The organism is Martinezella lusitana, assembly GCF_014207095.1.
Classification (GTDB): Bacteria; Pseudomonadota; Alphaproteobacteria; order Rhizobiales; family Rhizobiaceae; genus Rhizobium; species Rhizobium lusitanum_B.
Genome location: NZ_JACHBG010000006.1, coordinates 126,615 through 147,935, shown reverse-complemented (window position 1 = coordinate 147,935; position 21,321 = coordinate 126,615). Strand labels below are relative to the sequence as shown.

The 21,321-nt window shown below is 60.2% G+C and carries 14 protein-coding genes and 1 pseudogene; 6 read left to right on the top strand and 9 right to left on the bottom strand.

The window, feature by feature from the left end; genetic code table 11:
• Nucleotides 1–316: 316 nt before the first annotated feature.
• Nucleotides 317–1,240, bottom strand: a complete 924-nt coding sequence (locus GGD46_RS15325; protein ID WP_184705270.1) for a response regulator — start codon at nucleotides 1,238–1,240, stop codon at nucleotides 317–319.
• Nucleotide 1,241: 1 nt separating this feature from the next.
• A complete protein-coding gene (locus tag GGD46_RS15320) occupies nucleotides 1,242–4,622 on the bottom strand; it encodes an ATP-binding protein (RefSeq protein WP_184705268.1) in 3,381 nt (1,126 codons plus the stop codon).
• Nucleotides 4,623–4,852: 230 nt separating this feature from the next.
• Between GGD46_RS15320 and urtA the strand changes: the two genes are divergently transcribed.
• The 5 genes and pseudogenes from urtA (at nucleotide 4,853) to urtE (ending at nucleotide 10,448) form a co-directional block, all read left to right on the top strand.
• Nucleotides 4,853–6,142 carry an urea ABC transporter substrate-binding protein gene (gene urtA / locus GGD46_RS15315; RefSeq protein WP_184705267.1) on the top strand — a complete coding sequence of 430 codons (1,290 nt, stop codon included), beginning with the start codon at nucleotides 4,853–4,855 and terminating at the stop codon, nucleotides 6,140–6,142.
• 69 nt (nucleotides 6,143–6,211) lie between these two features.
• Nucleotides 6,212–7,837, top strand: coding sequence for an urea ABC transporter permease subunit UrtB (gene urtB, locus GGD46_RS15310; RefSeq protein ID WP_184705609.1), 1,626 nt, complete (start codon nucleotides 6,212–6,214; stop codon nucleotides 7,835–7,837).
• Nucleotides 7,834–8,905 (top strand): annotated as a pseudogene (gene urtC / locus GGD46_RS15305) (urea ABC transporter permease subunit UrtC); the annotation flags it as partial. The gene urtB and the pseudogene urtC, both read left to right, overlap by 4 nt.
• A gap of 90 nt (nucleotides 8,906–8,995) precedes the next feature.
• The gene (gene urtD / locus GGD46_RS15300) at nucleotides 8,996–9,751 is read left to right on the top strand and encodes an urea ABC transporter ATP-binding protein UrtD (RefSeq protein ID WP_184705263.1); all 756 of its coding nucleotides are present in this window, start codon (nucleotides 8,996–8,998) and stop codon (nucleotides 9,749–9,751) included.
• A 1-nt stretch (nucleotide 9,752) separates the two neighbouring features.
• Complete coding sequence (gene urtE / locus GGD46_RS15295; RefSeq protein ID WP_184705261.1) at nucleotides 9,753–10,448, top strand: urea ABC transporter ATP-binding subunit UrtE; 696 nt, start codon at nucleotides 9,753–9,755, stop codon at nucleotides 10,446–10,448.
• Nucleotides 10,449–10,571: 123 nt separating this feature from the next.
• Here the strand turns inward: urtE and GGD46_RS15290 are convergent, their stop codons facing one another.
• The 6 genes from GGD46_RS15290 to GGD46_RS15265 all read right to left on the bottom strand — a co-directional run bounded on the left by GGD46_RS15290 (nucleotide 10,572) and on the right by GGD46_RS15265 (nucleotide 18,754).
• Nucleotides 10,572–12,254, bottom strand: coding sequence for an ABC transporter ATP-binding protein (locus tag GGD46_RS15290; protein ID WP_184705259.1), 1,683 nt, complete (start codon nucleotides 12,252–12,254; stop codon nucleotides 10,572–10,574).
• On the bottom strand, nucleotides 12,251–13,123 hold the full coding sequence (locus GGD46_RS15285; RefSeq protein ID WP_184705257.1) for an ABC transporter permease: 873 nt from the start codon (nucleotides 13,121–13,123) through the stop codon (nucleotides 12,251–12,253). Before GGD46_RS15285 ends, GGD46_RS15290 begins: the two co-directional genes overlap by 4 nt.
• Nucleotides 13,120–14,070, bottom strand: a complete 951-nt coding sequence (locus GGD46_RS15280) for an ABC transporter permease (RefSeq protein WP_210325581.1) — start codon at nucleotides 14,068–14,070, stop codon at nucleotides 13,120–13,122. Before GGD46_RS15280 ends, GGD46_RS15285 begins: the two co-directional genes overlap by 4 nt.
• Nucleotides 14,051–15,682: an ABC transporter substrate-binding protein gene (locus GGD46_RS15275; RefSeq protein ID WP_184705253.1), complete on the bottom strand. Its 1,632-nt coding sequence runs from the start codon at nucleotides 15,680–15,682 to the stop codon at nucleotides 14,051–14,053. Before GGD46_RS15275 ends, GGD46_RS15280 begins: the two co-directional genes overlap by 20 nt.
• Nucleotides 15,683–15,993: 311 nt before the next feature.
• A complete protein-coding gene (locus GGD46_RS15270) occupies nucleotides 15,994–17,028 on the bottom strand; it encodes a LacI family DNA-binding transcriptional regulator (RefSeq protein WP_184705251.1) in 1,035 nt (344 codons plus the stop codon).
• Between the two features lie 391 nt (nucleotides 17,029–17,419).
• Entirely contained in the window at nucleotides 17,420–18,754 is a 1,335-nt protein-coding gene (locus GGD46_RS15265) for an aspartate aminotransferase family protein (RefSeq protein ID WP_184705249.1), read from the bottom strand.
• Nucleotides 18,755–18,896: 142 nt separating this feature from the next.
• Between GGD46_RS15265 and GGD46_RS15260 the strand changes: the two genes are divergently transcribed.
• Nucleotides 18,897–19,445, top strand: coding sequence for a cupin domain-containing protein (locus GGD46_RS15260; RefSeq protein WP_184705247.1), 549 nt, complete (start codon nucleotides 18,897–18,899; stop codon nucleotides 19,443–19,445).
• 38 nt (nucleotides 19,446–19,483) lie between these two features.
• On the opposite strand, the gene GGD46_RS15255 is transcribed toward GGD46_RS15260, so the two are convergent.
• The gene (locus GGD46_RS15255; protein ID WP_184705245.1) at nucleotides 19,484–21,307 is read right to left on the bottom strand and encodes a cytochrome c biogenesis protein DipZ; all 1,824 of its coding nucleotides are present in this window, start codon (nucleotides 21,305–21,307) and stop codon (nucleotides 19,484–19,486) included.
• Nucleotides 21,308–21,321 lie beyond the last annotated feature (14 nt).

Below are 21,321 nucleotides of genomic sequence, written 5' to 3'. Positions count from 1 at the left end.
CTTTTTCATGTCTAGACAAAATAACTTATGACGCTGCGGATTTTGCGGGTTTCCTCGTTTGACAAACCCATGTCGAGTGGTCGTCAGCGTGCAAAGCACAACAGGAAGCTACACCGCTGGCGCGACGTCGGTTACAGGTTGTAGCCTCCTATTGCGACAACGGTTCTCCTCCAATCGCGCCTAGCTAAAATATACCCCTGACCAGCCCTTAAAGCCGGCGTGCCTTCGCCGACTCACGGAGCAACCCGGGGAAAGTACGCAGCGGCTTTCCATGCGGAACATGTGAGGAAACAGGAAGATAGAGCGGTTTGAAGCGCTAGGCTTTGTGCAGGACGTGCGCGGCCTTTACAGCGGCTGATGCCCGATTCTCGACGCCGAGTTTGACATAGATCTGCTCCAAATGCTTGTTCACCGTGCGGGCGGAGAGGCCGAGGATTTCACCGATATCGCGGTTCGATTTCCCCTTCGCAAGCCATAACAGCACCTCCGACTCGCGCTGTGTCAGCGAGAAATGCTGGCGCAGTATGTCATCATCGGGGCGCTGATCCCTAGCGGTCAGCCGAAAGAGATACTCGTCTGTGCCGATGGCGCCGAGAAAGGAGAATTGCAGGACGGATTGCCCGCCACTGCTGATCGAAAGAAGCTCGTCACGAGCAGACCCCAGCCGCTCACGTTCAAGCATGAAGGCTGCAATGTGTTTCGATGCCAGATCGAGGCCATCGTCACTGCCGGTAGCAGCATTGATGAGGCGGGTTGCCTGTGGCGTCGACCAATGGATCGAGCCATTGCCCTTGACCGCCAGCAGATGCCGGCCTGCGGCGTCGAGCGCCACCCTGGCGCTCTGGGCGGAGCGGGCGTTGCGAAGATGGACGCGGATGCGTGCGCGCAGTTCGTCGACATTAATCGGCTTGGTGAGATAGTCGACGCCGCCGGATTCCAGCGCATGCACCACATGCTCGGTTTCGGTCAGGCCGGTCATGAAGACGACGGGGGTCTGGGCAATGCCGGCATTGGCTTTCAGCCGACGGCAAGTCTCAAAGCCATCCATCGAAGGCATGACAGCATCGAGAAGGATGAGATCGGGCGTGATGCGCTCGACGATATTCAATGCGGCCGCCCCAGACGTGGCGATCAGCACGGAGAAGCCGGATTGCTCGAGCGCGTCCGTGAGGAAGCCGAGCGCCTCGGGCGAATCGTCGACCAGCAAGACTATGTCGCGGGGAAGGTTGGGCTCAGCCAATCTATTCTACCCTTTCCGTGTCGAAGGTGCGCAGCATTTTGAGAAAGCCATCCAGATCGAAGGCCTGGACATGAGCGCGCAAGGCGTCCGTAAAGGGCTTGTTCTCTTCAAGTCTGGCGAGATCCGCAAGCTTTGCCTCGATGCCCCTGACATAACCGATTTCGCCAAGCCGCATCAGCTCCCGAACATGCTCCAAGCCAGGGCTTTTCAGTGCCGGCGGCTGCTTCGGCGTCACCACAGCCGCGGCGTCGATATAGACCCATTTCAGGGCGAGATGCAGCGCCAGCTTGTCACGCAATTGCCGGATATCGACCGGCTTGGCGATCGCATCATTGTGGCTGTCGTCACTGTCGGTCGCGGCGGCGGCATCGCCGATATTTGCCGACAGCATGAGGATCGGCGCCATCTGGCCATTTTCCCTGAGCCGGGAGACCAGTTGCCAGCCATTCATCCCGGGCATGGAAATATCGACCAGGAAAAGATCCGGCTTGATGCCTTCGATCAAAGTCAGGCAGTCGGGACCGCCGGCGGCTGTCAGCACGATGAAGTCGAGCGGCGACAGGATCTCGCGCATCAGTTCGCGATGATCTTCATTGTCGTCGACGATGACAACGGTCCGCCGCGGACCTTCATAGCCGATGATGCGCTGCTCCTGCGCCGGTGGTTTCATCGGACGGATGACCGCCGACAGCATCAAGCGCACCCTGAACGTCGAGCCCTTGTCCTTCTCGCTGGTGACGGAAATCTCGCCGCCGAGCGTATTGGTCAGCAGCTGCGTGATCGTCAGCCCAAGGCCAAGGCCGGGCATAGGTCTGATGCTGTCCGCTTCACCGCGTTGGAAAGGCTCATAGATGCGAGTGATGTCTTTTGCGGCGATCCCGCGACCTGTGTCGGAAACGGTGAAGGTGGCAACCTGGTTGCGGTAGCCCACCTCGAAGTGAACGCTGCCCGTATCGGTGAACTTGATGGCGTTGGAGAGCAGGTTGACGAGGATCTGGCGTAACCGCTTCTCGTCGGTTCGGACATAATCGGGCAAAGTAGCAGCGCGCTCATGGACGAAAGTCAGCCCCTTGGCCTGCGCCTGTGGACGGAACATGTCAATGATCTGGTCGAGGAAATCCTGGATGTTGATCTCGTTGGAATAGACCTGCAGTCGGCCTGCCTCGATCTTCGAAATATCAAGCAGCCCGTCGATCAGGCCGGAAAGATGTTCGGCACTACGGCGAATGACCTTCAGGGAGGATTGCCGGGGCGCCGGAATGCTCTCGTCACGCTCCAAGATCTGCGCATAGCCGAGTACGGCGTTGAGCGGCGTGCGCAACTCATGGCTCAAACCCACGACATAGCGGCTCTTGGCGCGGTTTGCCGCTTCGGCCGCCTCCTTGGCGCCCTGCAGGGCGGCGTCGGTTTTCTTATGCGCGGCAATTTCCTTTAGAAGCAGCGTGTTCTGGCGCGAGGACTCTTCCTCGGCCACCACACGGCTGTCATGGGCAAGTACATAGAACCAGCAGGCCACGCCGGCGATCACGGCAAAGACGAAAAAGACGATCAGGATCGTGCGGTTGACTACGGATGCCGTTTCCGGTGAAGCGGCGCCAACCTGATGCGCGATCATCGCGAGAATGGCGCCCATGGCAGTCAATGCCAGAGCAACGGCAATGCCGTAGCGACCGAGGCGTGTGGCAAGCCGAGCGACGATGCCAGCCGGCAACAACGTCCTGGCGACGGTGGCGACCTGGGTATTGAGCCGCGCTTTCGGCTTGCACATGTCATGGCAGCGGCTGTCGAGCGAACAGCACAGCGAGCAGATCGGCGCGGCATAGGCAGGACACCAGGCCATGTCCTCCGGCTCGAAGGGATGTTCGCAGACCGAGCATGTGATGGTGGTCAGGTTCTTCCAGCTCTGGCGCGGCTTGCGGGCCAAGTAGTACTTGCCTTCGGTGACCCAGGCGATGGCGGGTGAGGCGATGAGCGCGACGATCAAGGTAATATAGGGTGCAAGCGATGCTGCGAGCGAACCGAAGGCACCGAAATGGGCCATCAGGGCGATGGACGCGGAAAGTGCCATAGCACCGAGACCGACCGGATTGATATCGTAAAGATGTGCGCGCTTGAACTCAATACCCGGGGGTGCAAGCCCCAGCGGCTTGTTGACGAAGAGATCGGCAGAGATGGTGCAAAGCCAGGCCATGGCGATGATGGAGAAGATGCCGAGGGTCTCTTCAAGCAGGCGGTAGATGCCGAGCTCCATCAGCAAGAGCGCAATGGCGACATTGAAGACCAGCCAGATCACGCGGCCGGGATGGCTGTGCGTCAGCCGCGAAAAGAAGTTCGACCATGCGAGCGAGCCGGCATAGGCGTTCATAACGTTGATCTTCAGCTGCGAGATCATCACAAAAGCGGCCATGAGGAGCAGCGCTGCATTGTGCCAGGGGATCATGTAGCCGAAGGCAGTGAGGTACATTTGCGCGGGATCGGCGGCGCGCTCGGCCGGCACGCCCGAGGTCAGCGTCAGGACGACGAGGAAGGAGCCGGCAAGCAGCTTCGGCGCACCGATGATGACCCATCCCGGCCCGGCAAGAAAGACGGCCAGTCGATGGCGCCATTTACGATGACCCTCCGGCGGCAGAAAGCGAAGAAAGTCGGCCTGTTCGCCGATCTGTGACATCAGAGCCAGGATGACGGCGGAAGCGGCGCCAAACTCGATCAGATCGAAGGGAGCGGCGGTGCCTAGTGCGCTCGCGGGATGATGGATGCCCGCAAAGGCCCGCCAGAGATCGAATTTGCCCCAATCGGCAAAGGCGATGAAGACGAATGGCAGGATGTTGAGAACGATCCAGAATGGCTGCGTCAACAACTGGAACCGACTGATGAGGCGCACGCCATGGGTGACGAGCGGGATCACCATGACGGCACTGATGATGTAACCGATCCAGACGGGTATGCCGAGCGAAAGCTCCAGCGCGCCAGACATGATCGACGCCTCGATCGCAAACAGCATGAAGGTGAAGCTCGCATAGATCAGCGAGGTGATGGTCGAGCCGATATAGCCGAAGCTCGCGCCGCGGGTCAGGAGATCGATGTCGACACCATGGCGGATGGCATAGCGGCTGATCGGCAAGCCCACGGCCAACATGACGATACTGGCAACGATGATGGCATAGAATGCGTTGGTGGTGCCATAGGAGAGCGTGATCGTGCCGCCGATGGCCTCCAGTGCCAGGAAGGAAATGGCGCCGATCGCGGTTTGCGAGATGCGTTGCGACGAGAATTGGCGAGCGCTCTTGGCCGTAAAACGCAGGGCATAGTCTTCCAGCGTCTGGTTCGCGACCCAGCGGTTATACGCGCGTCTTACCGGAATGATGCGTTGCCGCGCCGCCATGCTTACCCTTCAGCAGTCCCGCCAGGATCACTCCGGCAGTCCAGAGGTGTCGTAACATGGATCGGCGCGACGCTTAAGAGCGCGAAGGTGGCCAAAGCTGCAGATTTCGCCCCGGCGCCTACGTCATTCTACGTATGTGGTTTCCCAATGGGCTGCCGAATAGTCACGTCAGGCAACGGTCCATCTTCGTTTACCGGCCGTTGCGGCAGACAAAAAGAGGGGAACCACGGATGAAATTCAAGACTCTCGTCTCCGGCGCGCTGCTTGGCGCCATCATGTCCACGACCGCATTCCACGGTGCCTTTGCCGCCGACGACACGATCAAGGTCGGCGTCCTGCATTCGCTGTCCGGCACCATGGCGATTTCGGAAACGACGCTCAAAGACGCCATGCTGATGCTCATCGACGAGCAGAACAAGAAGGGCGGCGTTCTCGGCAAGAAGCTTGAACCCGTGGTCGTCGATCCGGCGTCGGACTGGCCGCTCTTCGCCGAAAAGGCCCGCGAACTGATCCAGAAGGACAAGGTCTCGGCCGTCTTCGGCTGCTGGACCTCGGTGTCGCGTAAGTCGGTGCTGCCCGTCTTCAAGGAGCTCAACTCGATCCTGTTCTATCCGGTCCAGTTCGAAGGCGAAGAGTCCGAGCGCAACGTCTTCTACACGGGGGCCGCGCCGAACCAGCAGGCAATTCCGGCCGTCGACTACCTCATGAAGAACGAAGGCGTACAGCGTTGGGTGCTTGAGGGCACCGATTATGTCTATCCGCGCACGACCAACAAGATCCTCGAAGCCTATCTGAAGTCCAAGGGCGTCAAGGCCGAAGACATCATCATCAATTACACGCCGTTCGGCTTTTCCGACTGGCAGACGGAAGTCTCGAAGATCAAGACCTTCGGTTCGGCCGGCAAGAAGACCGCCGTCGTCTCCACCATCAATGGCGACGCCAATGTTCCCTTCTACAAGGAACTCGGCAACCAGGGCGTCAAGGCCGAGGATATCCCAGTCGTCGCCTTCTCGGTCGGTGAAGAGGAACTGGCGGGCGTCGACACCAAGCCGCTTGTCGGACATCTTGCCGCCTGGAACTATTTCCAGTCCGTCGACACGCCCACCAACGCTGCCTTCATCAAGGAATGGCACGCCTATACCAAGAACGACAAGCGCGTGACCAACGACCCGATGGAAGCCGCCTATATCGGTTTCAACATGTGGGTGAAGGCCGTCGAGAAGGCCGGCACCACCGAGCCGGACAAGGTCATCGACGCGCTTGTCGGCGTTTCCGTTCCGAACCTTACCGGCGGCACCGCCACCATGATGCCGAACCACTACATCACCAAGCCGGTGCTGATCGGCGAAGTGCAGGAAAACGGCCAGTTCGATGTCGTTTCGCAGACCCCTGCCGTAGTCGGCAAGGAATGGTCCGACTACCTGCCCGACAGCAAGGATCTGATCTCGGATTGGCGCACGCCCATGAACTGCGGCAACTTCAACGTCACCACCGGCAAGTGCGGCGGCAAGGGCTCCTGATTTCCGCGGCAATGACGCAAGACCGCCGCGGGCAGGCTCTTTTGCCCGCGGCAGCTCGAGGGGACAATGATGCTCGATAAATTCGTTTACCGCTTGGCGTTGACACTGATCGCCGGCCTTTTCCTGGCGCTGGCGTTGACCGCAACGAGCCTGCGGGCCGAGGACGATACACACGGTCTGATCAATCAGCTCGGCCAGGCCAATTTCCAGCAGGCTGGCGATATCGTCGAAAGCCTTGCGAAAACAGGTGATCCGAAAGTGGTGCCGGCATTGCAGGCCTTTTCCGACGGAGATCTCTATGTCCGCAAGGCGGACAATCATGTGTTCATCGCCAAGTCCTCCGGCGATAGGATGGATCTGCTCGATCCATTGACCGGCCAAGCCGCCGGGCAGGAAGTTAAGGACAATCTCGGCAAGATCAAGATCAACAACAATCTGCGCCGCGCGGTTCGTGCTGCTCTCGGCAGCCTGACATTGATGAGCCCTGACCGCGCGACACGGCTTGCGGCGGCTCAATCCATTTTGAAGGCGCCAAGCGCGGATTCGCTTGAGACGGTCGAGACGGCGCTACAGAGCGAGAAGGATGAGGAGGTCCGCACCACGCTTGAAAGAGCAAGAGCGGTTGCGGTGCTCGGCTCGGACCGTCCGGCTGAAGACAAGAAGGCAGCGATCGAGACGATCAAAGCCGAAGGTGGCCGCGACGCTATCGGAATCCTCTCCTCGGTGTCCGTCGACGAAAATCTAAAGCCGGATATCGTAACGGCTATTGCCGGCATTCAGGAGCAGTTGAAAATCTGGGATGCGGCGCAGAATGTCTGGTACGGCCTTTCGCTCGGCTCGGTGCTGCTTCTGGCCGCCATCGGCCTTGCCATCACCTTTGGCGTCATGGGCATCATCAACATGGCGCATGGCGAGATGGTGATGCTTGGCGCCTACTCGACCTTCATGGTTCAGAGCGTCATCCGCAATTCCTATCCGGAACTGTTCGACTGGTCGCTGGCGATCGCTCTGCCGGTCGCATTCATCGTCACTGGCGCCGTCGGCCTCGTCATCGAGCGCGGCGTCATCCGTTTTCTCTATGGCAGACCACTGGAAACGCTGCTTGCCACATGGGGTATTTCGCTGGTCCTGCAGCAAGCGGTGCGGTCGATCTTCGGGCCGACCAACCAGGAAGTCGGCAATCCCTCCTGGATGTCCGGCTCCTTCGAGTTGGGATACCTCTCCATTACCTGGAACCGCCTCTGGATCATCGTCTTCGCGCTCGGCGTCTTTGTGGCGCTACTTCTTCTCCTGAAGCGCTCTGCCTTCGGGCTGCAGATGCGGGCGGTGACCCAAAACCGGCGCATGGCCTCCTCTATGGGCATCCGCACGCCATGGGTCGATGCCTTCACCTTTGCGCTGGGGTCGGGCATCGCCGGCATGGCCGGCGTCGCGCTTTCGCAGATCGACAACGTCTCACCGAACCTCGGCCAGGGCTACATCATCGACAGTTTCATGGTCGTGGTGTTCGGCGGCGTCGGCAATCTGTGGGGGACGCTGGTCGGCGCCTTCTCGCTCGGTATCCTCAACAAGTTCCTCGAACCCTATGCGGGAGCGGTGCTCGGAAAGATCCTTGTCCTCGTCCTCATCATTCTCTTTATCCAGAAACGTCCGCGCGGCCTCTTTGCGCTCAAGGGAAGGGCGGTGGAAGCATGATCACCGCCTTCATCCTTCGCTCGCTCGACCGCCGTATCAGCATCGCCATCGCGATCCTACTTGCCGTCGCGGTACTCGTGCCGCTGTCGAACCTGCTGCTGCCGGAAACGAGCGCGCTGCATGTGCCGACCTATCTGATGTCGCTGTTCGGCAAGTATCTGACCTATGCGCTGCTCGCTTTGGCGCTCGATCTCGTCTGGGGCTATTGCGGCATTCTCTCGCTCGGCCACGGCGCCTTCTTCGCGCTTGGCGGCTATGCGATGGGCATGTATCTGATGCGGCAGATCGGTTCGCGCGGCACCTACGGCAATCCGATCCTGCCTGATTTCATGGTGTTCCTGAACTGGAAGGAGCTACCCTGGTTCTGGTATGGGTTCGATAATTTCTGGTTCGCCATCCTGATGGTACTGGTCGCACCTGGCCTGCTTGCCTTCATATTCGGCTGGTTCGCCTTCCGCTCACGCGTCAATGGCGTCTATCTATCGATCATCACCCAGGCGATGACCTATGCGCTGCTGCTTGCCTTCTTCCGCAACGATATGGGGTTCGGCGGCAATAATGGCCTCACCGACTTCAAGGATATTCTCGGCTTCAACATTCAGGCCGATGGAACGCGTGCCGTACTTTTCTCGGTAACGGCGGTATTCCTGGCGCTCGCCCTGATGCTGTCTTCAGCCATCGTTCGTTCGAAGTTCGGCAAGGTGCTGGTTGGCGTTCGTGACGCCGAAAGCCGCACACGCTTCCTGGGCTATCGCGTCGAACACATCAAGCTCTTCGTCTTCGTCGTATCAGCGATGATGGCCGGTATTGCCGGGGCGCTCTATGTCCCACAGGTCGGCATCATCAACCCCGGCGAATTCGCGCCAGCCAATTCGATCGAAGTGGTCATCTGGACCGCCGTCGGCGGAAGAGCAACGCTGATCGGCCCGATCATCGGCGCCATCCTCGTCAATGGCGGCAAGACCATCTTCACCGGCCTGTTTCCTGATTTCTGGCTGTTTGCGCTTGGCGGGCTGTTCGTGGCCGTAACCTTGCTCCTGCCCAAGGGCATAGTTGGCACCCTCGCGCAATATTTTGGTGGGAAACGCCAGCCTGTAGAGCCATCCGCGACGTCGGAGGAAGACACCCAACAGCCGGTTCAGGCGGCGGAGTAGGACCATGATCCCGGACATCAAACCCAACAGCATGCTCTATCTCAACAATGTCTCGGTGTCGTTTGACGGCTTCAAAGCTTTGAACTCGCTGTCGATGGTGATCGAACCGGGGGAGCTTCGCGCCATCATCGGCCCGAACGGCGCCGGCAAGACGACGATGATGGACATTATCACCGGCAAAACGCGGCCTGACGAGGGTGAGGTGTTCTTCAACGGCCAGATCGATCTGACGAAGAAGGACGAGGCCGATATCGCCCAGCTCGGTATCGGGCGGAAATTCCAGAAGCCGACCGTCTTCGAGAGTCATACCGTCTGGGACAATCTTGAACTGGCGCTCAACCGCAGCCGCGGTGTCTTTGCCACGCTCTTCTATCGCCTAACGGCCACAGACCGCGATCGCATCGACGAAATCCTTGAGATAGTGCGGCTTTCGCATCGGCGCGACGAACTGGCGGCCAATCTCTCGCATGGCCAGAAGCAATGGCTGGAGATCGGCATGCTGCTTGCGCAGGAGCCGAAACTGCTTCTGGTCGATGAGCCGGTGGCAGGCATGACGGATGCGGAGACAGCGGAGACGGCGGTGCTGCTCAAGGAAATTGCCAGGACACGCTCGGTCGTGGTGGTCGAGCATGACATGGGCTTCATCCGCGATCTTGGGGTTAAGGTGACGTGCTTGGCGGAAGGATCGGTTCTGGCGGAAGGGTCTATCGATTTCGTCAGTAGCGATCCAAAGGTGATCGAGAATTATCTGGGACGGTGAGATGCTGACAGTCGAAAACGCAAACCTGCATTATGGCGCCGCCCAGGCGCTGCGCGGCATCTCGATCAAGGTCGAGATGGGCAAGATCACCTGTGTCCTCGGGCGCAACGGCGTCGGCAAGAGCTCGCTGTTGCGCGCAGTCACCGGACAGCACGCGTTGTCTGCTGGTACGGTCGCCTTCAACGGCGTCGCGCTGAATGGCATGGCGCCTTTCGCCCGTGCCAAACAGGGGATTGGCTATGTGCCGCAAGGACGCGAGATCTTTCCTCTACTGACCGTGAAGGAGAATCTGGAGAGTGGCTATGCGCCGCTCGCTCGCCGCGACCGCAATATTCCCGACGACATCTACAGTTTGTTTCCTGTGCTGAAATCCATGCTGTCTCGCCGCGGCGGTGATCTCTCGGGCGGCCAGCAGCAGCAGCTGGCAATCGGTCGGGCAATGGTGACACGCCCGAAAATCCTGGTGCTGGACGAACCGACCGAAGGCATCCAGCCGTCGATCATCAAGGATATCGGCCGGGCGATCCGCTATCTCAGGGATTCAACCGGCATGGCGATCCTGCTGGTCGAGCAATATCTCGACTTCTGCCGCGAGCTTGCCGATTACGTCTACATCATGGATCGCGGCGAGATCGTGCACGAGGGACCGGCGGAAACGCTGGATACGCCGGAGGCTCGGCGGCATCTGACCGTTTGATTGGCTGCAAGCGCCATTTGAGCGCAACCTCCATTCGAACGCGCCACCAGATTCAAAGAGATGCCGCCCAATATCATTGGAACGCCGTCCCATCGCTCCTCAGGTGCCAGCGGACGAAATGTTCTAAGCTCCGCGGAAATTCGGCACGGATGCGATGAGTTCGCGTGTGTACAGGTGTTGCGGGCGACTGAAAACCTCGTCGACCGATCCAGCCTCGACAATAGCTCCATCCTTCATGACGGCAATTCGGTGGCTTACATGCTGGATAACGCCCAGATCATGTGAGATGAAGATCATCGACAAGCCCAGCCTTGCCTGGAGATCGACGAGCAGATCCAGAACTTGCGCCTGGGTCGTGACATCGAGGGCGGAGACCGGTTCATCACAGATCAAAAGCTTCGGCGAGGCAGCGATCGCCTGCGCGATCGACACACGCTGGCGCTGGCCTCCCGAAAGAGCCGCCGGTCGACGGGCTAGCAGCTCTCGCGGCAGGCCGACCAGTTCCATCAACATCTCGATTCTTTCCTCACGTCCTGCTTTGTCCAACTCTGTATAGAGCCGCAGTGGCTGACCGATGATGCGCTCGACCGTGAAGCGTGGATTGAATGAGCTGAGCGGATCCTGAGCTATGGTCTGGATGCCCGCTCTCCGAGGCCGCCGCGCTCGCTCAGGAAGCATGCTCCACGGGTGCCCATCGAAGAATATCTGCCCGCTATCGGGTTGCTGCAGCGCAAGAGCAAGCTTGCCCAGCGTCGTCTTGCCCGAGCCCGATTCTCCGACGATGCCGAGTGTCTCGCCGTGATCGATATGAAGCGATACATTGCTGACAGCCTGCAGACGGTTGCCGTCCGGGCGCCTGAAGCTCATGGAAACCTCACGGATATCCAAAAGGTGTTGATCCGTGGCGACGATCCGGCGAGCCGGCAAGGATCTATCCGGTTCGCTCAGACGCTGACCGCGATTGGCAGCAGTCGGCACCGCCGCGAGCAGACGTCGCGTATACTCATGCTGCGGATCCGCCAAAACGCCGTGCGCAGACCCAATTTCCAGCAGCCGGCCTTTGCGCATGACCGCAACGCGATCTGCGAGTTGTGCGGCAACGGAAAGATCATGGGTAATCAGGAGAATGCCGTGACCGGCTGCAGCCAGTGCCTTGAAGATGGCCAGGACCTTTTTCTGAACGCTCACATCCAGCGCCGTCGTTGGCTCGTCGGCGACCAGCAGCCTTGGTTGAGCTGCAAGCGCCGAGGCAATCAAGGCCCTCTGGCGCAAACCACCTGAGAGTTCATGCGGGTATTGTCCGACGCGTGTCGCCGGCTCGGGAATACCGACACGCGCCAACAGTTCCAATACTTGCTGCGATACTAGCCCTCGCGAGGACAAACCATGCGTCAGGATCGGCTCGGCGATCTCGCGGCCGATCGTTCTCAGTGGATCCAGCGAGACCAATGCGTCCTGGAGAATGAAACCGATTTCGCGGCCGCGCACCGCGCGCCAATCCTTCTCCCGCAATCCCAGAAGGTTCAGTCGCCGACCTTCGCGAGCCGTCAGTTCCATCCTGTTGGCCTCAACGTTTGCCCGCGATCCCGCCAGGCCAACGATGGCACGCGCCGTCACCGACTTTCCCGATCCGGACTCGCCAACCAGGGCCAAAATCTCGCCGGCCGCTATGTCCAGAGACAAGTCGCGAACCGCATCCACCCTGCCCTGCGGTGTCGAGAATGCGACACTCAGACCGCTCACCGCAAGCAGCGGCGGCTTGGCGGACGAGGGAAGGAAGCTCTGCGAACCGGTTTGGATATTCATCGCACATCGCCCGTTGCAAGAATTGTTTGCAGCCGCCGTCCGAGCAACGTGATCGAGATTACCGAAACCGCGACCACGCTTGCGGGCAGCAGGCTCGTCCAGGGCGCTATGTCAAGGAAGTTGCGGCCATTGGCCAGAAGCGCACCCCATTCAGCGGCCGGTGGCACGACGCCGAGGCCGAGAAAGCTCAGTGCAGACGCCGACAGGACCGAGCTGCCGACACCGATGGTCGCGAGGATAAGCAACGGCCGGATGGAATTCGGCACGATATGCTGGCGAATGATGGTCCAGGGATGTTCGCCCAGCGCGACTGCATGCTCCACATAGCCCGACAGCTTGACCTGAAGCACCTGGGAACGAATGAGCCGCGCATAGGTAGCCATGCTGGAAAGCCCGACCGCCAGCAGAGTGTTGGCAGGCCCACGACCGAGGACGGCGATGACGAGCAGCGCCAGCAGCATTTCCGGGAAGGCCAGCAGGATATCGATGAGGCGCAGCAGGGGTCTGGCGATCACCTTCGGTGCCAGCGCCGCCAATGTGCCCAAGAGAATACCGCCGAGACTGGCGATCAGTGTCGCACCGATGCCGATGCTGAGGGATTGCGAGGTGCCGTAGATCACGCGGGAGAAGAGATCACGCCCGAGCTCATCGGTGCCGAACCAATGCATCGTGTCTGGCGCCGACAATATCGCATCCGGATCGACCGCTTCGGGATCGAAATGGCAAAACCAATGCGGCGCCCATACCGCGAGGCCAAGAATGATCACAAAGGCCAATGGTATGAGCAGGCCGGCAGACAGCCACGGACGCCGTCTGCTTTCCGCGCGGCGCAAAGGCGCTGCATCTTCGAATAGGCTGGCATTCGTCATAAGCCTCTCCTGCGCAGACGCGGATCGATCATCAGATAGATGCCATCGACCAAAAGGTTGACGATGACGAAAATGAGCGCGGATAGCATGACCAATCCGAGGATGAGCGGCATGTCACGCGTCTTGATCGCCAGAAGCGTGATCTGCCCGATCCCTGAGCGGCCAAAGACAGTCTCGGTGAGTATCGAACCGCCGAGCGTACCCGCTAGTAGCGTGCCCGTCAGTGTCGACGCCGCGAGCGCTGCATGACGCAATCCGTGCCTGACGCGCAGGATGGTTTCGCCGACACCGCGCGCCCTGACGGTCAGCGCGAACGGTTGCGAAAGCGCCTCTTCCAGGCCATCCCGCAATACCTGACTCAAGAGCGCCGCCAGGGGCAGGCTCAGGGCCACCGCCGGCAGCACCAAGGCGGCGAGCCCGTCATTGCCCGTCACTGGGAACCATTGCAGGTTGAAACTGAAGATGGTGAGCAGAACGATGCCGATCCAATAGACCGGCGTGCTCAGCAGGATCAACTCCACGCCCGAAGTAAACCTCGCCAGGTTTCGACGGCGACCTGCGGTCGCCAAGGCAACCCCGATCGCCAATAGAAGCGCGAGAAGGATGGCGCTGCTGGCAAGCTGCAATGTCGGCCCAGCCGCCTCCCAGATCACCCGGCCCACGGGTTCGCGGTACTGATAGCTTTGACCGAAATCACCAATGACAGCCTTGCCGATGTAGTGGATGTATTGAACGGCAAGCGGCTGATCCAATCCATATTCATGCACCAGCGCAGCGCGCTCGGCCTCCCCGAGGACGTTCTCTCCGCCGGCCAATATCGACACCGGATCACCGGGGATGAGCTTGACGGCGGCAAAGGCGATCGTTGCCGCGCCCCAAAGCACGGCAACGATCGGGCCGGCCCGCCGCACAGCGATCCGGAGGAATCTATTGATCCAGCCAGGCATCATAGAAGTTCGGTTTCGCGTTGGTGGCCCAGGAGATGCCGTGAAGCGCCTTGGCTGCACCGAGTTGATAGGCGACAACGAAGAGCGGCACCGCATAGGCTTGCTCGATGATCTCCTTCTGCACGTCCGCATAAAGCTGCTTGCGTTCGGCGTCCGTCGCTCCGACGGCCTTGTTCAGCTTCTCATCCAGGCTCTTGGTCCGGGAGGCGTTCTGGCCGCCCGGGGGGATGTGGGCGGAATGAAACACCGTGCGCAGAATGTCCGGTTCGGCGCGCACATAGAAAAACGAGACGAGATCGTAATCATTGGTGTTGAGGTGGGCCGTCCAGCCACCGGCATCGACCGGATCGAGCTGAAGATCGAAGCCCGCCTGCTTCACCTGATATTGAACAGCCTGCGCGAGGGTGACCTCGGATGCACTGGTGGAGCCGGTGTCGTAGACATAATGCAGGCTCAGCCGCGCACCGTCCTTTCTCCGTATTCCATCGCCATCCTTCTGCGACCAGCCTGCCTCGTCCAGCAGATGGTTCGCCTTGCCGAGATCAAAGCCCCATTTGCTTGGGATATCGCGATCGTAATAGAGCGTCGAAGGCCCAAGGATGTTGTCAGCCGGCTTCAACGTGCCGAAATAGGCTGCCTTCACGGCGGCCGGGCCATTGACGGCGGCTTGAAATGCCTGGCGCACCCTCAGATCGTGAAACGGCCCTTTGGACGTGTTGAGAAAATAGGCGCTGTTGATCCCCGGATTTTCCCGGGTGACGACCTGCAACTTGCCATTGCCTTGCACCGATCGATAATTTGCCGGTGGCACGGCGTCGATTGCCTGCAGTTGCCCGCTTGCCAGAGCGCCCAGTCGCACCGACGCTTCCGGCAGGTATTTGAAGACGATCTGCTCGAAATGAGCCGGCCCCTTGTGTTTGGCATAACCAGGCCCCCAATCGTAGTCGGCTCGCCGCGCAAGCTTGCTGCCGCTACCCTTGGTGAAATTGTCGAGGACGTAGGGGCCGGAGCCAATGACCGTGTTCGTCGTGCTCTGCACCTTCTGTAGATAGGTCGGCGACTGAATGCCGAGATAAGGAAGGCTCAATCCCTGCAATAGTGGCGCAAAAGATTCTCGATAGCGGATCACGAGCGTCAGGCGATCCGGCGCCTCGATCTTGTCGATCGGTCCGAGCAGCGATTTAGCGTAGCTCGACACTGTCTTCGGGTCGAGGATGCGCTCGAAATTGAATTTGACGGCAGCGGCATCAAGCGGCGTCCCGTCGCTGAAGGTTACCCCTTGACGCAGATGGAACGTGTAGACGGTGTTGTCGGGGTTGATCTCCCATCGCTCGGCAAGCCAGGGCGTGAAGCTGTTGTCCTCAGCCTGTCCGACGAGGGAATCGACGAGGTTGCGAGCGATGACGGCGGTGATCGAACTGCCTGTGATGGACGGATCGATGATCGACGTGTCGGTTGCCAATCCCACATTGAGGACGCCGCCATCGACGGGCTTTGTATCGTCCGATGCGGCATTGGCCGCGGTACCGATTGAGGCCCAAATAGATAAAGCCAGTGCGATGCTGAGACCACCCCGCCTTTTCCCATGTATGTTCAAAGAGTTTCTATCCATATCCCGTCCTTGATTTCGATCACGGTCATGTCAGTCACTTGACCGGAGACCGCATCCCAATGCGGCTCGACGGAAATAATATTGTCTATAATTTTAGTAGACTAAAGGCATTCTGGTTCGTTTAGAGCTGAGCTGGAAAAATTCCGTTTCATGGCTCAGGCTTCAAACGAGAGGGTGTGCTTGCTGTTTCTGCGCAGACGATCGCTAGCCAACTAGCAGACGATGACATTGCGAGAGTCCCGTTAAAACAGGTCACACCCTGAGCGCCAACGGAGCTGAGGCATCGCGCGAATGCGGACACATCGCCGGGATCAGCGTTTTGGTGTGACGCGATCGTCGGAGCGTTCGATGAGCCTGGGCATGATGAGGGCTTGCAGTGCTTCCGGCGGTTCGCCTTCCATGCGGCGCAGGATGTAGCTGCCCAGAAGCTCGCTCGGCTCGTGGATCGGCAGGAAATAGGTGGTGATCGGCGGCGCGAAATACTGGCTGACGTTGAGATCGTCGGTCGCATTGATCACCGCATCGCGACCATGCACCAGACCACGCTCGTGAAAGCCGGAAAAGGCGCCGAGCGCCGAGGCCTCGTTGGCGCAGATATAGGCCGTCGGCGGATCGGGCAGACGCGACATCGCCAGCACGCTTTCGCGGCCGAAGGCCGGTGTCAGCCGGTCATGCGCCACCAGCACCGGATCGAAGGCAAGACCGGCGACATCGAGCGCCTGCCGATAGGCTGCAAGCCGGGTGATGGCATAGCTCAGATCCGCCAGCGGATTGATGAGTGCGATACGGCGATGGCCACGTTCGACCAGCCGCGCCACCGACCGGCGGATCATCTGCTCGTTGTCGGCATCGACATAGGCATGCGCATCATTGTGGATCGTCGTGCCGTAGGTGACGAAGGGAAAATCCGCCGCCTGCATGATGCGGATGCGCGGATCGTCGGCGCGCGTGCCCGAGACGATGATGCCGTCGGCCTTCTTCAGCGCGACGATCTGCCGGATGGTTGCCAGGCTTTCCTCGAAATTGCGCACCGCATAAAGCGAGACCCGATAGGGACTGTCCTCCAGCGCCCAGGAAATGCCGCTCAAGAGCTGGGCATATTCGACGCCTTCCCACTCCTGCTGTTTCGGCCCGGGTGCCGTCATGATCGCCGCGACCTGATAGGTCTTGCCGGTGCGCAGCTGCACGCCATGCATGTTCAGCTCGTAGCCGACGCGTTCGGCAGCGGCGACGACGATCGCCCGCGTCTCCGGCCGCACCTGTGGCGAACTCTTCAACGCCTTCGATACCGTGGCGATCGAAAGGCCGGTTTCCTGCGCGATGGTCTTGATCGTCGGTCTCTGCATCCGGTCCGGCTCGCTACGACTTCATCTTACTCAGGGAGGCGGCCAGAAGAATATAGACCGCCGACGTCCAGGCAAAGGCCCGGTCGCGCAATCCCATCCCCGACACGGCCGCGAAGTTCTCGGCCATACCGCTTCTCAACGCAACTGAACAGAACTTTTCCGAGATCGCACTGCCTATTTCTACCTAACCTTGACGGCGCGGAGCGGCAATACCCGTGACATCGCACTGCCGAATGAAAGGCAATGGAGATTCAGGTGAGATGGGCTCTTCGCTCGAGCCCGGTTTTGCAGGCAGCCATCGGCGCCGCGATGAAGCAATCGCGGATCAACCGCGGACGCTTCGTGGGAGATGGCAAGGCGGGCATTTTACCGCCGGCCTTGCCAAAGCCGATCAGGCGGCGCGCTTCAGCGCATCGCCAATAGTGGAGACGATCGTTTCGATCTGAGCACGCTCGATAATGAGCGGCGGCGAGAGCGCAATGATATCGCCGGTCACGCGGATCAAAAGCCCCTTGTTGAAGCAATCCACGAACACGTCATAGGCGCGCGTGCCGGGTGCGCCGTCGCGCGGCGCAAGTTCGATTGCACCGACAAGGCCGAGATTGCGGATATCGACCACATGCGGCAGGCCTTTCAGCGAATGCAGGGCATTTTCCCAATCGCTTGCCAACTCGCTGGCGCGTGTCAGAAGGCCCTCTTCCTCATAGACTTCCATCGTTGCGAGACCGGCGGCGCAGGCGACCGGGTGGCCCGAATAGGTATAGCCATGGAAGAGCTCGATCTGGTTTTCCGGGCCGGTCATGAGCCCATCATAGACCTTGCGGCTGGCAAAGACTGCGCCCATCGGGATGGTGCCGTTGGTGATACCCTTGGCCGTCGTCACGAGGTCGGGGACGACACCGAAATAGTCGGTAGCGAAGGGGGTGCCCAGGCGGCCGAAACCGGTGATGACTTCATCGAAGATCAACAGGATGCCGTATTTGTCGGCAATCGCCCGCAAGCGCTCGAGATAGCCCTTCGGCGGCAGGATGACGCCGGCGGAGCCGGACATCGGCTCGACGATGACGGCGGCGATGGTTTCAGCGCCATGCAACGCGACCAGCCGCTCCAGATCTTCCGCAAGCTCGATGCCGTGCGCCGGCAGTCCTTTGCTGAAGGCATTGCGCTCGACGTCAAGCGTGTGGCGCATATGGTCGGCCGGGATCTGCGGAAAGACGCGGCGGTTGTTGACGAGACCGCCGACGGAAATGCCGCCGAAGCCGACGCCGTGATAGCCTTTTTCGCGGCCGATGATGCGGGTGCGGGTGCCCTGCCCGATCGCCCGCTGATAGGCGATAGCAATCTTCAGGGCGGTGTCGACGGATTCGGAGCCGGATCCGGTAAAGAATACGCGGTCAAGCCCACCCTTCGGGCCGCCCGGTGCGTGCGCAGCAAGCTTTGCGGCGAAGTCGAAGGCGATCGGATGCCCCATCTGAAAGGTCGGGGCGAAGTCCATCGTCGAAAGCTGGCGTTCGACCGCCTGAGTGATTTTCTTGCGGCCGTGACCAGCGTTCACGCACCAGAGGCCGGCGGTACCATCGAGCACCTTATTCCCATCGACATCGGTGTAGTACATGCCCTCGGCCGCAGCCAACAGTCGCGGCGCCGCCTTGAACTGGCGATTTGCCGTAAACGGCATCCAGAAATTGTCGAGAACCGGGGTGTTGGTGTGGGTAATCTTGTCCATCATCGCCTCCATTGCGCCAGCACTGAATCCGCGATTTCCCTGCGTCGAACAAGTCCTTTTCTACACCGATTTAACCCATTGTTTTTTAAGAGGCGATGTATAGAGTTTTCGATATTTCGAACACGTGAAACGCAGGACCACAATGTCCGTTGATATCGGTAATCGCCTCCGCCACCTGCGCCTCGCGCGCAATCTTTCCCAGCGCGAGCTCGCAAAACGCGCCGGCGTGACCAATTCGACGATTTCGCTGATCGAATCCAATTCGGCCAATCCGTCGGTCGGCGCTCTCAAGCGCATTCTCGACGGCATCCCGATCGGCCTTGCCGAATTCTTCGCCTTCGAGCCGGAAGCGCCAAAGAAAGCCTTCTACGCTGCAGAGGAACTCGTCGAGATCGGCAAGGGTCCGATTTCCTATCGGCAGATCGGCGAAAACCTGTTCGGCCGTAGCCTGCAGATCCTCAAGGAATGCTATCAACCCGGAGCGGATACCGGCAAGGTGCCTTTGGTGCACGAGGGCGAGGAAGGCGGCATCGTCCTGTCAGGCCGCCTCGAAGTCACGGTCGATGACGAGCGGCGCATTCTGGGGCCGGGTGACGCCTACTACTTCGAAAGCCGACGGCCCCACCGCTTCCGCTGTGTCGGGCCGGTGCCTTGCGAAATCATCAGCGCCTGCACGCCGCCGAGCTTCTGATCGGCCGTTCGTCGGAGTGCGCGAACGCGGATATGCCGTCAGCCGAATGTGAACGCATAGGCCTGGGCGCCGGGATCGAAGAACTTGATCTCGAACGTATGATCCGCGACGGCGCCGCTCGTGCGGACGAGTTGATAGAGCCTCTGCTCCGTCACAACACCACTCCCGTTTGTATCCGTATCGACGCCGTGACTATCCCCGGGCGGCTTGCCGTCGATAGTGATCCGGAAGCGGACGGGTTTTCCATCCGCCGCCGGTCCAAGCACCAGATGCAGATCGCGCGCATGAAAACGATAGTACAGACCGGTATCGGCCCTGTTTGACATCGCCTCTTGTCCGCCCACCGTCCAGTTGCCGACGAGCCCCCATTCGTTGAGCTTCGGAGTTCCGGCAACATAATCATGCGCAGCGTCGTTTACCGTACCGGCGTCGTCGACGAAGTTCTGCGAGCGCAGATAGCCGACATAGGTTTCCGGCGACTGCACATCGGCCTCATCTGAGGCCGCAGCTTCGGCGCCCGTTGCCTTCACGTTGACGATATCGCCGGAAACATTCACCTTTCCGGCCTCGGCAAGGAGCTGCTGGATCACCCGCTCGGACTGATCATAATCGCCCTCGCCAAAGTGATGGTGACGAACCTGGCCCTGCGCATCGATAAAATAATGCCCCGGCCAATATTCGTTGTCGAAGGCGCGCCAGATCGCGTAATTATTGTCAATGGCGACGGGATAGGTAATGCCGAGTTCGCCGATCGCCTTCTTCACGTTGTCGGCATTCTTTTCGAAGGCGAATTCCGGCGCATGGACGCCGATCACGACAAGGCCCTGATCCTTATATTTCTGAGCCCAAGCTTCGACATAGGGAATGGCGCGCAGGCAATTGATGCAGGAATAGGTCCAGAAATCGATCAGAACGACTTTGCCCTTCAATCCGGCTGCCGTCAGCGGCTCGGAATTGAGCCATTGGACCGCACCGTCAAGCGACGGGATGGAGCCCTCGGCAGACAGCTGGATAGCCGCGGCCTTCTGCGCCATTGACATTGAACCACCGGCGTTGGGTCCGTTCGAGTTTGCGCTCATCATCGCGCCGCCGTCGCTCTTCATGACCACGGGCGACGACTTGCTCTGATCCTGCGCACGGAAACGATCCACAAGGCCCTGCTCGAGCGAGGCGGTGCTGGCGAGTGAAGCCCGCGTCAACAGGCCTGTGTCGAGCCCCATCGCAATCGCAACAACGGCCACCAGAACAGCAACGCCGACGCCGCGTCGGAGCCACTCGCCAACGCCGAGCGATTGCTTCATGGCCTGATAGGCACGGCCGCCGATCAGGAGTGCCAGAGCCAGCGAGGTCGCAGCACCGAGGGCGTAGGCCAGCAGCAACAGTGTCGTACCCACGCTCGCCCCCTGCAGAGCGGCACCCGTCAAGATAAGGCCGAGCACCGGTCCTGCGCATGGCGCCCAGAGTAGCCCCGTCGCTACGCCGAGGAGCAATGAGGCCAGCATCTTCGAGCCCCCACCGCGGCTGGCGCGATCGGCCGACTGCGACAAGCGTGCCCCGAGCGAAACCAATGGTCGGGTCAGATGGTCCGAGAGCGACGGAAAGAGCAGAATGGTGCCGAAGACGGCAAGCAGCGCCATCGCCGCATAGCGTCCGTATTCGTTGGCCTGTACCGCCCAGCCGCCGCCCAGAGCTGCCAGTGTCGCCACCGCCGCGAAGGTCGCCGCCATGCCGATAAGCATGGGCAGCGTGCTGCGCAGAAATGGCTGGCCTGCCCGCGCAAAGACGAATGGCAGCACCGGCAGGATGCAAGGACTAACGATGGTGAGAACACCGCCAAGATAAGCAAGAATGAAGAGGATCATGGTCGTCTCTGATT

Excerpts from the sequence above, each read along its gene's own strand:
- GGD46_RS15320 (WP_184705268.1), bottom strand. The coding sequence starts at position 4,622 with ATGGCGGCGCGGCAACGCATCATTCCGGTAAGACGCGCGTATAACCGC.
- urtA (WP_184705267.1), top strand. The coding sequence starts at position 4,853 with ATGAAATTCAAGACTCTCGTCTCCGGCGCGCTGCTTGGCGCCATCATG.
- urtB (WP_184705609.1), top strand. The coding sequence starts at position 6,212 with ATGCTCGATAAATTCGTTTACCGCTTGGCGTTGACACTGATCGCCGGC.
- urtD (WP_184705263.1), top strand. The coding sequence starts at position 8,996 with ATGATCCCGGACATCAAACCCAACAGCATGCTCTATCTCAACAATGTC.
- urtE (WP_184705261.1), top strand. The coding sequence starts at position 9,753 with ATGCTGACAGTCGAAAACGCAAACCTGCATTATGGCGCCGCCCAGGCG.
- GGD46_RS15290 (WP_184705259.1), bottom strand. The coding sequence starts at position 12,254 with ATGAATATCCAAACCGGTTCGCAGAGCTTCCTTCCCTCGTCCGCCAAG.
- GGD46_RS15285 (WP_184705257.1), bottom strand. The coding sequence starts at position 13,123 with ATGACGAATGCCAGCCTATTCGAAGATGCAGCGCCTTTGCGCCGCGCG.
- GGD46_RS15280 (WP_210325581.1), bottom strand. The coding sequence starts at position 14,070 with ATGCCTGGCTGGATCAATAGATTCCTCCGGATCGCTGTGCGGCGGGCC.
- GGD46_RS15275 (WP_184705253.1), bottom strand. The coding sequence starts at position 15,682 with ATGGATAGAAACTCTTTGAACATACATGGGAAAAGGCGGGGTGGTCTC.
- GGD46_RS15270 (WP_184705251.1), bottom strand. The coding sequence starts at position 17,028 with ATGCAGAGACCGACGATCAAGACCATCGCGCAGGAAACCGGCCTTTCG.
- GGD46_RS15265 (WP_184705249.1), bottom strand. The coding sequence starts at position 18,754 with ATGGACAAGATTACCCACACCAACACCCCGGTTCTCGACAATTTCTGG.
- GGD46_RS15260 (WP_184705247.1), top strand. The coding sequence starts at position 18,897 with ATGTCCGTTGATATCGGTAATCGCCTCCGCCACCTGCGCCTCGCGCGC.
- GGD46_RS15255 (WP_184705245.1), bottom strand. The coding sequence starts at position 21,307 with ATGATCCTCTTCATTCTTGCTTATCTTGGCGGTGTTCTCACCATCGTT.